Source organism: Streptomyces sp. NPDC096048 (assembly GCF_044763415.1).
Classification (GTDB): Bacteria; Actinomycetota; Actinomycetes; order Streptomycetales; family Streptomycetaceae; genus Streptomyces.
The window spans coordinates 536,178-549,972 of record NZ_JBIWGG010000005.1 but is presented as its reverse complement, the minus strand read 5'-3'; the positions used below and the strand labels follow the sequence as shown (position 1 = coordinate 549,972).

The 13,795-nt window shown below is 73.2% G+C and carries 13 protein-coding genes; 7 read left to right on the top strand and 6 right to left on the bottom strand.

Going from position 1 to position 13,795, the window contains the following annotated elements:
* Window positions 1-116: 116 nt before the first annotated feature.
* From ACIQ6R_RS16930 to ACIQ6R_RS16910, 5 genes are all read right to left on the bottom strand, one after another.
* Window positions 117-1,427 carry an FtsX-like permease family protein gene (locus ACIQ6R_RS16930; RefSeq protein WP_404222077.1) on the bottom strand — a complete coding sequence of 437 codons (1,311 nt, stop codon included), beginning with the start codon at window positions 1,425-1,427 and terminating at the stop codon, window positions 117-119.
* 3 nt (window positions 1,428-1,430) lie between these two features.
* Window positions 1,431-2,222 (bottom strand): ABC transporter ATP-binding protein, encoded by a 792-nt coding sequence (locus tag ACIQ6R_RS16925; RefSeq protein WP_404222075.1) that lies wholly within the window; start codon window positions 2,220-2,222, stop codon window positions 1,431-1,433.
* Window positions 2,223-2,359: 137 nt separating this feature from the next.
* Window positions 2,360-2,992: a lactate utilization protein C gene (locus ACIQ6R_RS16920; RefSeq protein WP_404222072.1), complete on the bottom strand. Its 633-nt coding sequence runs from the start codon at window positions 2,990-2,992 to the stop codon at window positions 2,360-2,362.
* Window positions 2,989-4,467 carry a LutB/LldF family L-lactate oxidation iron-sulfur protein gene (locus tag ACIQ6R_RS16915; protein ID WP_404222070.1) on the bottom strand — a complete coding sequence of 493 codons (1,479 nt, stop codon included), beginning with the start codon at window positions 4,465-4,467 and terminating at the stop codon, window positions 2,989-2,991. Before ACIQ6R_RS16915 ends, ACIQ6R_RS16920 begins: the two co-directional genes overlap by 4 nt.
* Complete coding sequence (locus tag ACIQ6R_RS16910) at window positions 4,464-5,219, bottom strand: (Fe-S)-binding protein (RefSeq protein ID WP_404222067.1); 756 nt, start codon at window positions 5,217-5,219, stop codon at window positions 4,464-4,466. The genes ACIQ6R_RS16915 and ACIQ6R_RS16910 overlap by 4 nt, the downstream gene beginning before the upstream one ends.
* Before the next feature lie 245 nt (window positions 5,220-5,464).
* On the opposite strand from ACIQ6R_RS16910, the gene ACIQ6R_RS16905 reads away from it, so the two are divergent.
* From ACIQ6R_RS16905 to ACIQ6R_RS16885, 5 genes are all read left to right on the top strand, one after another.
* Window positions 5,465-6,490 (top strand): LacI family DNA-binding transcriptional regulator, encoded by a 1,026-nt coding sequence (locus ACIQ6R_RS16905; RefSeq protein WP_404178028.1) that lies wholly within the window; start codon window positions 5,465-5,467, stop codon window positions 6,488-6,490.
* Between the two features lie 115 nt (window positions 6,491-6,605).
* Complete coding sequence (locus ACIQ6R_RS16900) at window positions 6,606-7,907, top strand: alpha/beta fold hydrolase (protein ID WP_404178031.1); 1,302 nt, start codon at window positions 6,606-6,608, stop codon at window positions 7,905-7,907.
* Window positions 7,908-7,964: 57 nt separating this feature from the next.
* A complete protein-coding gene (locus tag ACIQ6R_RS16895; RefSeq protein WP_375925207.1) occupies window positions 7,965-8,708 on the top strand; it encodes a PIG-L deacetylase family protein in 744 nt (247 codons plus the stop codon).
* Between the two features lie 4 nt (window positions 8,709-8,712).
* Complete coding sequence (locus tag ACIQ6R_RS16890; protein WP_404222065.1) at window positions 8,713-9,660, top strand: sigma-70 family RNA polymerase sigma factor; 948 nt, start codon at window positions 8,713-8,715, stop codon at window positions 9,658-9,660.
* Window positions 9,661-9,745: 85 nt separating this feature from the next.
* Window positions 9,746-10,576, top strand: coding sequence for a pentapeptide repeat-containing protein (locus ACIQ6R_RS16885; protein WP_404222063.1), 831 nt, complete (start codon window positions 9,746-9,748; stop codon window positions 10,574-10,576).
* Here the strand turns inward: ACIQ6R_RS16885 and ACIQ6R_RS16880 are convergent.
* Window positions 10,538-12,088, bottom strand: coding sequence for a cytochrome P450 (locus tag ACIQ6R_RS16880; protein WP_404222061.1), 1,551 nt, complete (start codon window positions 12,086-12,088; stop codon window positions 10,538-10,540). The two genes, ACIQ6R_RS16885 and ACIQ6R_RS16880, sit on opposite strands and share 39 nt — an antisense overlap.
* A 121-nt stretch (window positions 12,089-12,209) precedes the next feature.
* Between ACIQ6R_RS16880 and ACIQ6R_RS16875 the strand changes: the two genes are divergently transcribed.
* Both ACIQ6R_RS16875 and ACIQ6R_RS16870 read left to right on the top strand, forming a co-directional pair.
* Window positions 12,210-12,818, top strand: a complete 609-nt coding sequence (locus tag ACIQ6R_RS16875) for a TetR/AcrR family transcriptional regulator (protein WP_404222058.1) — start codon at window positions 12,210-12,212, stop codon at window positions 12,816-12,818.
* 184 nt (window positions 12,819-13,002) lie between these two features.
* Entirely contained in the window at window positions 13,003-13,728 is a 726-nt protein-coding gene (locus tag ACIQ6R_RS16870; protein WP_404222056.1) for a DUF2470 domain-containing protein, read from the top strand.
* The last annotated feature ends 67 nt before the right edge of the window (window positions 13,729-13,795 follow it).

The window sequence follows — 13,795 nt, the reverse complement described above, 5'->3', positions numbered from 1 at the left end:
ATTTTTACCCAATCGCGTAAATTTTGGATTCCGCCAACCACCCAGGGGGTGGGTTTTGGGGGGTTGGGGGGGGGGGCCGGGCCCCCCGGCCACCCCCTCCTCCCGCCACACACGGCTCACGCGGCCAGCGCCACCGCCCCGACCGCCGGCGTACGCAGCACCCGCCGGGCCGTCACCAGGCTGGTCCCCAGCGTCACCACCGCCGACACCGCCACCATCGCGAGCCAGACCCCGAGGAACTGGTCCGGCAGCACCGCGTCGGTACGCACGACCGTGAACGGCACCACCCCGGCCAGCGCGGCCACCGTCCCGAAGAACACCCCGGTCACCGTCAGGACCACGCCCTCGGCGCCGACCGTGCCCAGCACCTGTCCCGGAGTCGCCCCCGCCAGCCGCAGCTGCCCGAACTCACGGGAGCGGTACGTCGTCGCCGCGTACAGGGAGTTGACCAGCATCACGCAGACGAACACCGCGATGATGCCGACCACCGTGAGGTTGAGCGTCTCCAGGTTCTTGGCGTCGACCGACTTGACCAGACCGGATGCCTTCACGGCGTCGCTCTCCACCGCCTGCATGGTGACCGTCGCGGTCGACACCGCCGTGAACAGGATCAGCGACATCAGGATCCCGGCGAGGTGACCGGCCCGCTCGCGCAGGTTGCGCACGGCCAGCCAGCCGCTCGCGCCGCTCAGCGACAGCCGGTTCAGCACGCCCCTGAGCAGCCGGGGCGACAGCAGCGCGAAGCCGACCGACAGCAGGATCGCCCCGTAGGCCGGCGGCGCCATCAGCGCCTCGTCCGTTTCGGACAGCAGGAAGGTCGAGCAGGCCCCCGCGGCACCGGTGACCAGCGCGGCGTACGTCAGGAACCGCCGGGCCCCCGCCCGCTCCCCGCTGCCCCGCGTCACCCGCCGCACCGCGAGGAACGCGGCGCCCGCCGACGCGAGCAGCGTGATGTCCACGCCGCTCAGCAGCGCGATCGGACCGAAGGAGTACTCGACGGACCGCGCCACCTGGCCGCCGTCCTGGAACATTCCCAGCAGTGCCCGGCCACCGAGCGTCGCCGGACCGATCGCCAGCGCCGCGCCCAGCAGCGCCACGGCCACCGCCTCACCCACGATCATCCGCTTGATCTGGGCGGGCGTCGCCCCCGAGCAGCGCAACAGCTCCAACTCGGCGGCCCGCTGACGCACGTTGACCGTCAGCGTCGAGGCCACGGCGAAGAACACCAGCAGGGTTCCGTAGCCGCCCACGACCCCCGCCGCCGTGCCCAGCGTCTCCGAGCTGACCGGATCCACGCCGTCCTGTCCGGCCGTGTCGTGCATCGAGTTGAACACCATGATGATCGCCGCGCCCAGGAAGGCGGACAACAGCGTCGCGATGAACCGTCCGGGGCGTCGCCGGACGGACCGCAGGGCCAGGACGAACACGGCTCACACCCCCGCCGGCACGTCGTCGCCGAGGTGCGCCAGCCGCTCCGCGACCGCGTCCGGCGTCGGGGCGTCCAACCGCCCCGCGAGCCGCCCGTCGGCGAGGAAGACGACCGAGTCGGCGTACGAGGCGGCGACCGGGTCGTGCGTCACCATCACCACGGTCCGGCCGCGCACCCGCACCGACTCCTGCAACAGCAGCATCACCTGCCGTGCGCTGCGGGTGTCCAGCGCGCCCGTCGGCTCGTCCGCGAAGATCACCCGGGGCTCGGTCACCAGGGCACGGGCGATCGCCACCCGCTGCCGCTGGGCGCCGGAGAGCTGGTCGGGACGGTGCCCGAGCCGGTCCCCGAGCCCGACGCCGGTGAGGATCTCCCGCGCCCGCTTCCGGTCGACACGGCGTCCGGCGAGCTTGAGCGGCAGCACCGTGTTCTGCGCCACCGTCAGGGTCTCCAGCAGGTTGTACTGCTGGAACACGAACCCGACCCGGCCGCGCCGGAACTTCGTCAGCTCCGCCTCGCTGCCCCCCGTCAGCTCGGTACCGTCCACGCACACGATGCCGCTGTCCGGCCGGTCCAGACCCGCCGCGCACTGCAACAGCGTGGACTTGCCCGAGCCCGACGGTCCCATCACCGCGGTGAACGTGCCGCGCCCCAGGCTCAGCGTCACCCCGTCCAGCGCGGTCACGGCGTTCTCCGCGGTGCCGTAGGTCCTGGTCACCTTGACGAGGCGGAGCGCCTCGGGGGCGGGGCCCGGCTCGTGGTCGCCTCGTGCGCCGGTGCGAAACATCGTCATCACCCTCCGTGCGGCACGCCCTGTGCGGTGCCTCGCCGACGACGCTACGGAGAGCGTGGCCCAGGCACACGGGGCGCAGAACCCGTATCGGGGGGTGTACTCAGCGACACCCCGGCCGGTCGGCCGGACCCGCCCGCTCAGCCCTCCACCAGCACCACCTCCAGTGTGCGCGGACCGTGCACCCCCTCCACCCGGTCCAGCTCGATGTCACTGGTCGCCGACGGACCGGAGGTCCAGGTCAACGGACGGGTGGGGTCCAGGCGTTCGAGGGCCTGGGGAACCGATGACACCACCTGGTCGGGCACCCGTACGACGCAGACGTGGTGGTCGGGGACGAGGGTAACGCGGCGGCGGCCCTGGTCGGGGGAGCCGTCCAGGACGATCGTGCCGGTCTCGGCGACGGCGACCGCGCAGCCCGTGACCACGCTGTCGACCCGGTCGAGGTCCTGCGGGGTGTTCGCCGCGCGGTCGTGGACGCGGGTCGCGTCGACCGCCGCGAGCCAGCCGGGCGGCAATCCCGGCGGCACCACCACGCTCCGCGAGCCGCGAGCGGCCAGCAGCCGCATCAGCAGGTCGGGCAACTGCCCGTCCGCGCACCGGTGCACGATCGCCCGGTAGTCCGCCAGGTTCTCGGCGAGCAGTTCCACCGTCTCGGCGGCGGTCCGCCGCCCGTGCTCCCGCAGGTAGTCCCGGGTGACCGGGGCCTCGTCGTCCGGCACGTCGGCGAGGGCGCGCCGCACGCGGCCCAGGACGCGTTCCCTGCTGCTCACTTGGCTCCGTCCTTCCCGCCGTGCGTGCGCTGCCACCAGTCCCGGAACGGCTCCGCGGGCACCTCCGGAAGGTCCCGGCCGCCGCTCCACGCGCGTCCCGGTCCCGGAAGGGTGCGCGGATGGAGGCGGCGGGTGCGCGACGCCAGTCGCTGGCCGGCCCGCACCGCGCCGGGGTGCGTGAACGCCCACTGCGCCGCCCGCATCGCCGCCCGCTCGGCGGCATGCCCCTTCGCCGGTCTCAGGACGACCTTGTTGCCCTGCCGGACGGCCGGCCCGCCCTGGACCACCCGCTCCCGCAGGTGCACCAGCACCTCGGGGATGTCGATGGCGACCGGGCACACCTCGTAACAGGCACCGCACAGCGAGGACGCGTACGGCAGCGAGGCGTCGATCGCGCTGCCCGTGCCGCGGAGCTGAGGGCTGAGGATGGCGCCGATCGGGCCCGGGTACACCGAGCCGTAGGCGTGGCCGCCGGCCCGCTCGTAGACGGGGCAGACGTTCAGGCAGGCCGAGCAGCGGATGCAGCGCAGTGCCTGGCGGCCGACCTCGTCGGCGAGGGTGTCGGTGCGGCCGTTGTCCAGCAGGACCAGGTGGAAGGTGCGGGGGCCGTCCTCGTCGGTCGTGCCCGTCCACATGGACGTGTACGGGTTCATGCGCTCGGCCGTCGAGGAGCGGGGGAGGGTCTGCAGGAAGACCTCCAGGTCCTGCCAGGTCGGCACGATCTTCTCGATGCCGACGACCGAGATCAGGGTCTCGGGCAGGGTCAGGCACATGCGGCCGTTGCCCTCGGACTCCACGACCACGAGTGTGCCGGTCTCGGCGACCATGAAGTTGGCGCCGGAGATGCCGACCTTGGCGCGCAGGAACTTCTCCCGCAGGTGGAGGCGGGCGGCCTCGGCGAGTTCGGCGGGCGTGTCGGTCAGGCCCTCGGGGGCCGGGCGGCCCCACTCGCCCATCTCGGAACGGAAGATGTCCCGGATCTCGCCGCGGTTGCGGTGGATCGCCGGCACCAGGATGTGCGAGGGCCGGTCCTTACCCAACTGCACGATCAGCTCGGCGAGATCGGTCTCGTAGGCGCGGATGCCCTCCGCCTCCAGCGCCTCGTTGAGACCGATCTCCTGCGTCGCCATCGACTTGACCTTGACGACCTCCGCCTCCCCGGTCGCCTTCACCAGATCCGCGACGATCCGGTTGGCCTCATCGGCGTCGGCGGCCCAGTGCACCGTCCCGCCGGCCGCCGTGACCGCCTCCTCCACCTGCACCAGGTACCGGTCGAGATGGCGCAGCGTGTGATCCTTGATCCGCATGCCGGCCTCGCGCAGCTGCGCCCAGTCGTCGAGTTCGGCGACCGCCGCCGCACGCTTGGCGCGGATGGTGTGCGTCGCGTGCCGCAGGTTTCCGCGCAGCGTCGGATCGTGCACGGCCGTGCGCGCGGCCTCCGGAAAGGCCGGCATCCCCACGAACGTCCCGCTCATACGGTCACCGCCTCCTCCGTGCCGGCCAGGATCTCCGCGATGTGCACCGGCCGCATGCCTGTCCGCAGCCGCGTCATGGTCCCGCCGATGTGCATCAGGCAGGAGTTGTCGGCCGCGCACAGCACCTCGGCGCCGGTGGACTCGGCGTTGCGCACCTTGTCCGTGCCCATCGCCGCCGACACGTCCGAGTTCTTCACGGCGAAGGTGCCGCCGAAGCCGCAGCACTCCTCGGCGCCGGGCAGCTCGACCAGCTCCAGCCCCTTCACCGCCTCCAGCAGCCGTCGGGGCCGGTCGCCGAGGCCGAGGCTCCGCAGCCCGTGGCAGGTCGGGTGGTACGTCACCGTGTGCGGGTAGTACGCCCCCACGTCCGTGACGCCCAGCACGTCCACCAGGAACTCCGTCAGCTCGTACGTCTTCGGCACCACCGGCGCCAGGGTGGCCGCGAGCGTGTCCCCGCGTCCCTCCGCCCGCGCCCGCTCACCCATCCGCGGATACAGCTCCCGCACCATCGCCCCGCAGGAACCCGACGGCGTCACGATCGCCTCGTACTCACCGAAGACGTCCGCGAAGTGCCGGGCCAGCGGCTCCGCCTCGTGCCGGTACCCGGTGTTGTAGTGCGCCTGGCCGCAGCAGGTCTGGGCCATCGGGAAGTCGACCTCGACGCCCAGTCTGGTCAGCAGCCGTACCACGGCACGGCCGGTGTCCGGATACAGCGTGTCGTTGACACAGGTCAGGAACAGGGCGACACGCATCGCGGCTCCTTGTGATCGACCGGCTCGAACATCGTGATCATCGGATGAACCGCAGGGTAGTCGGCGGGACGGGGCCGGGGGAGACCCCCGTTCACCGGTCGGCGGGTCGGGCCGGGGCCACTCGCCGGCTTCCGCCTGCCCGCCTGGCGGGGACCTTCGCGGGGCGGCGCGGGTAATGTGAAGTGCTCCCGGCCGCCCCGCGTCCCTGATGCGTTCCCCAGCCCGACCCTGGAGGTCCCTGCACGATGGCCCATTCGGTGGGTATCAAGGACGTCGCCCGCGCCGCCGGAGTATCCGTGGGCACGGTCTCCAACGTCATCAACCGCCCCGACACGGTCGCTACCGAGACCCGCGCGCGCGTACAGGCCGAGATCGACCGGCTCGGCTACGTCCGCAGCGAGTCCGCGCGCCAGCTTCGCGCGGGCCGCAGCCGCATCATGGGGCTGCTCGTGCTGGACATGGGCAACCCCTTCTTCGTCGACGTCGCGCGCGGCGCCGAGCGGGCCGCGCGCGACGCCGGGCTCGGCGTGATGGTCTGCAACAGCGCCCAGAACCCGGGGGAGGAGGCCGAATACCTCTCGCTCTTCGCCGAGCAGCGGGTCCGCGGTGTACTGCTGACCCCGGCCGACGCCACCGGCCGCAACATCGAGGGCTTCCGGCGGCACAACATCCCCTTCGTGCTGGTCGACCGTGTCGCCGAGGGCACCACCGAGTGCTCCGTCTCCGTCGACGACGTCGCGGGCGGCGCGCTGGCGGTACGTCACCTCGTGGACGCCGGACACCGCTCCATCGCCTACGTCAGCGGTCCGCCCGGTCTCCACCAGGTGCGCGACCGCCGCACCGGCGCCCTGCGGGTGCTCGCCGAGGCCGGACTCGGTCCCGGCGCGCTGCGCGAACTGCCCACCGAGCGGCTCGACGTCGCCGCGGGCCGGGACGCCGGCGCCCGCCTCCTCGGGCTCTCCGACCGGCCGACCGCCGTCTTCTGCGCCAACGACCTGCTCGCCCTCGGCGTGCTCCAGGCCGTGTACGCCGCCGGGGTCGCAGTCCCCGACGACCTCGCGATCGTCGGCTACGACGACATCGAGTTCGCCGCCGCCGCGGCCGTCCCGCTCACCTCGGTGCGCCAGCCGGCCGTCACCATGGGCGCCATGGCCGCCGAGCTGCTCCTGGAGGAGACCGAGTCGCAGGGCGCGGACCGGGCCCACACACACCGGCGGGTCGTGCTCCAGCCCGAACTGGTGGTGCGGCGTTCCAGCCTCGCCGCCCGCTGACCCGTCGTTCAGCACGAATTTCCCCTCCCGGGGGTCTCGGCCCGCAGAACCATGTGCTGAACTGGGGCACCGTCGAAAGATCCGTCCGTATGGTCCCTCCGTTCCGGGAGCCCCGTTGAGCGTCAGCTACCGTCAGCCCGGCGTCGTCCTCACCGACCGCCGCTTCACCGTGCCCCTCGACCACGCGAACCCCTCCGGGGAGACGATCGAGCTGTACGCCCGCGAGGCCGTCGCGAGCGACAGAACGGGCCAGAACCTGCCGTGGCTGGTCTATCTCCAGGGCGGCCCCGGCTTCGGGGCGAACCGTTTCATCGGGCGCCCCGCCTGGCTCGGTCGCGCTTTGAAGGACTACCGGGTGCTGCTCCTGGACCAGCGCGGCACCGGCGCCTCCACGCCCGTCAACCGCCAGACGCTCCCGCTGCGCGGCGGCCCCGCCGAACAGGCCGACCACCTCACCCACTTCCGCGCCGACGCCATCGTCCGCGACTGCGAGGCGATCCGCTCCGAGGTCACCGGGGGCGCCCCCTGGACCGTCCTCGGCCAGAGCTTCGGCGGCTTCTGCACCGTCGCCTACCTGTCACTGGCCCCCGAGGGGCTGAGCACCGTCCTGATCACCGGCGGCCTGCCCTCCCTCGACGCCCACGCGGACGACGTCTACCGGGCCGCCTACCCCCGCATCGAGCGCAAGGTCGTCGCGCACTACGCCCGCTACCCGCAGGACATCGAGCGCGCCCGCCGCATCGCCGAGCACCTGCTCACCCACGACGTGGTCCTGCCGAACGGCTACCGGCTCACCGTGGAGGCCTTCCAGTCCCTCGGCATCCTCCTCGGCGGCAGCGAGGGCAGCCACCGCCTGCACTTCCTCCTGGAGGACGCCTTCGTCCGCACCCCGCGCGGACTCGAGCTGTCCGACGCATGGCAGGAGCAGGTGCAGGGCCTGCTGTCGTACGCCGGCCACCCGCTCTACGCCCTCGTCCACGAGGCCATCTACGCCCAGGACGCCCGCCCCACCGACTGGTCGGCCGAGCGGGTCCGCGCCGAGTTCCCGCGCTTCGACGCCGCCAAGGCCCTCGCCGGCGACGAACCGCTGCTGTTCACCGGCGAGTCGGTCCACCCCTGGATGTTCGACTGCGACCCGGCCCTGCGCCCGCTGCGCGAGACCGCCGAACTGCTCGCCGCCCGCACCGACTGGACGCCCCTGTACGACCCGGCCCGCCTCGCCGCCAACGAGGTGCCGGCCGCCGCCGCCGTGTACCACGACGACATGTACGTCGACACCGGCCACGCGCTGACCACCGCACGCGCGATCCGCGGCCTGCGCACCTGGGTCACCGACGAGTTCGAGCACGACGGCGTGCGGGCCGGCGGCCCCCGCGTCCTGGACCGGCTGCTCGCGCTCGCCCGCGACGAGGCCTGAAGGGCGACGCGTTCGAATTCCGGGCGGGGTGTCGGTGGCGCGGGTTAGTGTGCGGGCATGACGGAGCCGACGATCACGCAACTGGAGCCCATGCCCGGCGACTGGCGGCGCGCGCTGGCCGTCGTCGCCCACCCGGACGACCTGGAGTACGGCTGCTCGGCGGCGATCGCGGCCTGGACCGACGAGGGCCGTGAGGTCGCCTATGTCCTCGCGACCCGCGGCGAGGCGGGCATCGACACACTGGCGCCCGCCGAGTGCGGCCCCCTCCGGGAGCGTGAGCAGCGGGCGAGCGCGGCCGTCGTCGGGGTGAGCGAGGTGGAGTTCCTCGACCACCGGGACGGCGTCGTCGAGTACGGCACCGCCCTGCGCCGCGACATCGCCGCCGCGATCCGCCGGTACCGCCCCGAGCTGGTCATCACCATGAACCACCGGGACACCTGGGGCGGCGTCGCCTGGAACACCCCGGACCACGTCGCCGTCGGCCGTGCCACGCTCGACGCGGCGTCCGACGCCGGCAACCGGTGGATCTTCCCGGAACTGACCGAGCAGGGCCTCGAACCCTGGAACGGCGTGCGCTGGGTCGCCGTCGCGGGTTCCTCCTCGCCCACGCACGCCGTGGACGCCACGCCGGGGCTGGAGCGCGCGGTGCGCTCCCTGCTCGAACACCGCACGTACATCGAGGTGCTGACCGACGAGGACCCGGAGACGTACGTGCGCGGATTCCTCGTCGGGTTCGCCGAGGCCGCGGGCGAGCGGTTCGGCGGGAAGCCGGCCGTGACCTTCGAAGTCTTCGGACGGTAGCGGCATGGCGGGGGAGCAGAGGGAGCAGAGGGAGCAGGGGGAGCGCGACGTGCGCGGGCAGCAGCGTCTGGCGGAGCGGTTCGAGGAGCACCGGGGACAGCTGAAGGCCGTGGCCTACCGCATGCTCGGTTCACTGACCGAGGCGGAGGACGCGGTGCAGGAGGCGTGGCTGCGCCTCGACCGCACCGGCGCGGACGGCATCGACAACCTCGGCGCCTGGCTGACCACGGTGACCGGCCGGGTCTGCCTGGACCTGTTGCGCTCACGCACCGCGCGCCGCGAGGAGCCGATGACCGAGGGCTTCGACACCTTCGTGCCGGATCCCGTGCTGAGGGCACTGCCGCAGGGCGATCCGGAGCAGGAGGCCCTGCACACCGACTCGGTGGGGCTGGCCTTGCTGGTGGTACTGGAGTCCCTGGAGCCCGCCGAGCGGCTGGCGTTCGTGCTGCACGACATGTTCTCCGTGCCCTTCGACGACATCGCGACGATCGTTGAGCGCAGCCCGGCCGCCACCCGGCAGCTGGCCAGCAGGGCCCGCCGTAGGGCCCGGGGGGCCACGCCCGCGGCCGATCCCGACCTCGGCCGGCAGCGGCAGGCCGTCGAGGCGTTCCTGGCCGCCAGTCGCGCCGGCGACTTCGAGGCCCTGGTGGCGGTCCTCCACCCGGACGTGGTGCTGCGGGCCGACGCCGGCGCGCTGGCCTCGGGAGTGGCGGCGTCGAAGGTGGCGCGGGGGGCGCGGACGGTCGCCACCGGGGCGTTCCACTTCCGCCATCTCGCCGGACTCGCCCGTCTCGTCCTGGTCAACGGCGCGGTCGGTACCGTCGCCGTGTCCGAGGGACGTCCGCGGTCGGTCACCTACGTCACCGTCGTCGACGGACTCATCACCGGCCTCTACATCCTGTCCGACCCCGAGCGGCTGGCCCGGCTGGACCTGCCCGACCTGGAGGCCTGACCGGCGCCGCTCACGGGGGCGGTTCACCGGGCCGCTCGCCAGGGCCGTCGGCGTGGGTGCGCCGACGGCCCGTATCCTCGACGGCATGCAAGGAAACACGACTGACCAGGCAGAACTGCGCGGCGACTGCGAGCGCTGCTTCGGCCTGTGCTGCGTGGCCCTGCCCTTCTCCCGCTCGGCGGACTTCGCCATCGACAAGGACGCCGGAAAGCCCTGCCCGAACCTCCAGGGCGACCACCGCTGCGGAGTCCACGCGCGGCTGCGGCAGAGCGGCTTCACCGGCTGCACGGTCTACGACTGCTTCGGCGCCGGTCAGAAGGTCTCGCAGGTCACCTTCGGCGGCCAGGACTGGCGCACCGGCCCACCGGAGCGGACCCGCCGCGTCTTCGACGTGTTCCCGGTCGTCCGCCAACTGCACGAACTGCTCTGGTACCTCACCGAGGCGCTGACCCTGCCCGCGGCCCGCCCGGTCCACGCCGACCTGCGCCGCGCCCTGACCGACACCGAGCGCCTCAGCGAAGGGACCCCCGACGAGCTGGCCGCCCTCGACGTCGCCGCGCACCGTCAGCGGATCAACGCCCTGCTGCTGCGCACCAGCGAACTCGTGCGGGCCGGTACACGCGGCAAGAAGAAGAACCGCCGCAACGCCGACCTCATGGGCGCCCGCCTCAAGGGCGCCGATCTCAGCGGGGCCGATCTGCGCGGGGCCTACCTCATCGCCGCCGACCTCACCGGCGCGGATCTGCGGGGCGCGGACCTGATCGGCGCCGATCTGCGCGACGCCGACCTCACGGACGCGGACCTGACGGGCGCCTTCTTCCTCACCCAGCCGCAGCTCACCGCGGCCCGGGGCGGCTCCGGCACCAGGCTGCCGGGGTCAGTCACCCGTCCCGTGCACTGGACAGCGGGGCTCTGAGGCGGCGTCCTCGGCGACGGCCCCGCGCTCGGGCGCCGCACCGGGCGGGCCGGCCGCGGTCCGCCGGTCCAGCCGCAGCCGCAGCCCCTCCGGCATCAGCGTCAGCCGCTCGGTCACCCGGAGCCGGTAGTCCGGTTCTGGCCGCAGATCGTAGCGGCGCAGCAGCAGCCCGAGGACGAGCGTCGCCTCGTGCAGCGCGAACTGCCGCCCGATGCACGCCCGCGCCCCCGTTCCGAACGGCTTGAAGGTGTGCGGGGCACGCGACCGTACGGCCTTGGCGTCGAAGCGGTCCGGATCGAACCGCTCGGCGTCCGGTCCCCAGACCCGCGGGTCGCGGTGCAGCATCCCCGCGAGCACCAGCGCCCAGGCACCGCGCCGCATCGGGTACGTCCCGCCCAGCACCGTGTCCCGGCGGGCCTCCCGCGCGAAGGCGGGCGCGGTCGGCCACAGCCGCAGCGACTCGTCCAGCACCCGGCGCACGTAGCGCAGTTTGGCGACCTGCTCGTAACCGGGGGTCTCCGTGTCGCCCCACACCCGGTCCACCTCGGCGCGGGCCCGGGCCGCGACGTCGGGGTGCTGGGCGAGGTAGTGCAGGGCGAAGGAGAGCGCGCCCGAGGTGGTTTCGTGCCCGGCCACCAGGAAGGTGATGACCTGGCGGCGGACGTTCTGCGCCGACAGCCGCTCACCGGTTTCGGGATGGGCGGTCTCCAGCATCCGGTCGAGCAGGTCGCCTGCGCCCCCGTCGCCGCCGGCGGCCCTGCGGGCGCGGACCAGGTCGTCGACCGTGCGGTTGAGGTAGGCGATGTCGGCGGTGTTGCGGCGGCTCGCGCCGCGCAGCAGCCACGGGGCCAGCGGGGCGGGCACGGTGTTGAGGCGCTGGGCGTAGGTGAGTGTGCCCACCATCGCGGTCACGAAGGGATGGAGCCGGGCGCGCTCGAAGGACCCGAAGTCGTGCCCGAATCCGGTGCGCGCGATCGTCTCCAAGGTCAGCTTGGTCATGTCGCCGGGCACGTCCACCGCCCGACCCGCCACCTGGGCCCGGTCCCAGTGCTCCGTCAGCCGTCCGGCCACGTCCAGCATCATCACGTGGTAGCCCGCCATGGCCTCGCGGCTGAACCCGGGCGCCAGGACGTCGTGCGCGAGCTGCCAGTTGGGCTCGTGGTTGTACGCCGTGAACAGTCCGTCCCCGGCGACCGGCCGCAGGTTGGCCACGCCGAGTCCCACATGCTTGGCGAACCGCTCCTCGTCGGCGAGGTCGGCGGTGAGCGAGGCGCCCCACACGAACACGAACTCCTTGCCGAAGACCCGCCGCCGGAATATCGGCCCCAGGCGCCGGGCGTAGCGCAGCGAGTCCTGCATGGGAGTGCGCCTGCCGGCCCCGACCACGTCCCCCAGCAAGGGGAGCCGATACGGCGGACGCGGTATTCGCCGCAGTTCGGGCCAGCCCAGCTCGGCGCTGCGGAACCCCTTCGGCAGTCCGTCCGGTGCCGTTCCGTTCGTCGTCTCCGCCATGACGCGATCTCCCTTGACGCAGCGGCGTGTCGCAGGTGCCGGGCAAGCCTGTTGTACATGGATTCAATAACGCGCCTCAGTCTCGTCCCGTTGTTGAACCGACGTCAAGTAAGGTGCGGACATGGCCGCGAACCAGGGCGAGCGCACGCGCCGCCGGCTCAGCACCGGCGAGCGACGGGAGCAGTTGCTGTCGGTGGGTGCGCGGCTGTTCTCGGACAGCCCCTACGACGACGTGTGGATCGAGCGGGTCGCCGAGATCGCCGGCGTCTCCCGGGGACTGCTGTACCACTACTTCCCGACCAAACGGGACTTCTTCGCGGCGGTCGTCGAGCGCGAGAGCGAGCGCATGCTGCGCATGACGGCGGCCGTGCCCGGCGTTCCGGTCCGGGAGCAGCTCACCGCCGGACTCGACGCGTACCTGGAGTACGTCCGGGCCCACGCGCACGGCTACCGCGCCTTCCACCGGGCCGACGCGACCGGGGACCAGGCGGTGCGCCGGGTCTATCGGCAGGCCCTCGCGGCACAGGAGCGGCAGATCCTCGAAGCCCTGTCCGCGGACCCCGAGTTCGGTCCGGCCTTCGAGGCGCGGACCGATGTACGGCTGGCGGTGCGGGGCTGGCTGGCGTTCACCACCGCGGTCTGCCTGGAGTGGCTGCGGGATCCCGAGCCGGCCCGTGAGCAGGTGCGCGACCTGTGCGCACGGGCTCTGCTGGGTGCCATCGCGCCGTGAGCGCCCCCGTCGCGCTGCGAAAGGCGCGCTCAAGTCGCTGAAAGGCGCCCTCTGGTGCGCTGACAAGGTTCCGCGAAGGTCACCCGTCCTGGTTGGCGCACACCTGGATCTCCGATAGGTTAGGTGAGCCTTACCTAATGAACCGGATGATCTGTGCTCAATGAACTGACGAAGGAGGTCGGGGATGGGTGACAGCCACACCTGGACGGCCGCGCCCGCCACGGCGGAGCAGGCCCGTTCCGTACTCGCCGCCGCCTGGTCCTGCGCGGTGACCGCGGAGGGCGGCCGTGAGGAGTTCGTCGGCGCGCACTCCGTGGCCGACGACGGCCGGGTGCTGCTGCGCGTGCCCGAGGACAGCGCCCTGCTCGCGGCGGCGATCTGCGCGCCCCGGGGCGAGCCGTCCGCCGTGCTGGAGTTCGCCGACGTGGCGCCCGTCCCGGTGCGGAGCCGGATCAGGGCCCGGCTCTGGCTCGCGGGATGGTTCGCCTCGGAGGACGGCCACGTGGCGTTCACGCCCACCCGCGTGGTGTTGCGGCAGCCGTCCGGCGCCGTGGTCGTCGGCGTCGACGAGTTCGCCGCCGCCGAGCCCGACCCGCTGGCCCTGGCCGAGGCCCGGCTGCTGACCCATCTCGCCGACTGCCACGGCGACGCCGTGGAGCGGCTGACCCGACTCGTCGACGCCGACAGCCTGCACGGCGCGGTCCGGGTGCGGCCGCTCGCCGTCGACCGGCACGGACTGACGCTGCGCGTCGAGCGGGCCCGCGCCCACGGGGACGTACGCCTGCCCTTCCACGCGCCCGCCGACGACATCGCGCAGCTCACCGAGCGGATGCACGTGCTGCTCGCGCAGGCGAGTGCCGCCTCCTGCCCGCGGGCCCTGCAGCGGCAGCGCACCGACGGCGACGGGTGAGGCGGACGGCCTCGCCGGCGCCGGCGGGTGCGGCCGCCCCCGTGCCCGCCCGCCCCCGTGCCCGCGG

Bases quoted from the DNA above. Each gene is read 5' to 3' on its own strand.
- ACIQ6R_RS16925 (WP_404222075.1), bottom strand. From the start codon at position 2,222: ATGACGATGTTTCGCACCGGCGCACGAGGCGACCACGAGCCGGGCCCC.
- ACIQ6R_RS16915 (WP_404222070.1), bottom strand. From the start codon at position 4,467: ATGAGCGGGACGTTCGTGGGGATGCCGGCCTTTCCGGAGGCCGCGCGC.
- ACIQ6R_RS16910 (WP_404222067.1), bottom strand. From the start codon at position 5,219: ATGCGTGTCGCCCTGTTCCTGACCTGTGTCAACGACACGCTGTATCCG.
- ACIQ6R_RS16905 (WP_404178028.1), top strand. From the start codon at position 5,465: ATGGCCCATTCGGTGGGTATCAAGGACGTCGCCCGCGCCGCCGGAGTA.
- ACIQ6R_RS16895 (WP_375925207.1), top strand. From the start codon at position 7,965: ATGACGGAGCCGACGATCACGCAACTGGAGCCCATGCCCGGCGACTGG.
- ACIQ6R_RS16890 (WP_404222065.1), top strand. From the start codon at position 8,713: ATGGCGGGGGAGCAGAGGGAGCAGAGGGAGCAGGGGGAGCGCGACGTG.
- ACIQ6R_RS16885 (WP_404222063.1), top strand. From the start codon at position 9,746: ATGCAAGGAAACACGACTGACCAGGCAGAACTGCGCGGCGACTGCGAG.
- ACIQ6R_RS16880 (WP_404222061.1), bottom strand. From the start codon at position 12,088: ATGGCGGAGACGACGAACGGAACGGCACCGGACGGACTGCCGAAGGGG.
- ACIQ6R_RS16875 (WP_404222058.1), top strand. From the start codon at position 12,210: ATGGCCGCGAACCAGGGCGAGCGCACGCGCCGCCGGCTCAGCACCGGC.
- ACIQ6R_RS16870 (WP_404222056.1), top strand. From the start codon at position 13,003: ATGGGTGACAGCCACACCTGGACGGCCGCGCCCGCCACGGCGGAGCAG.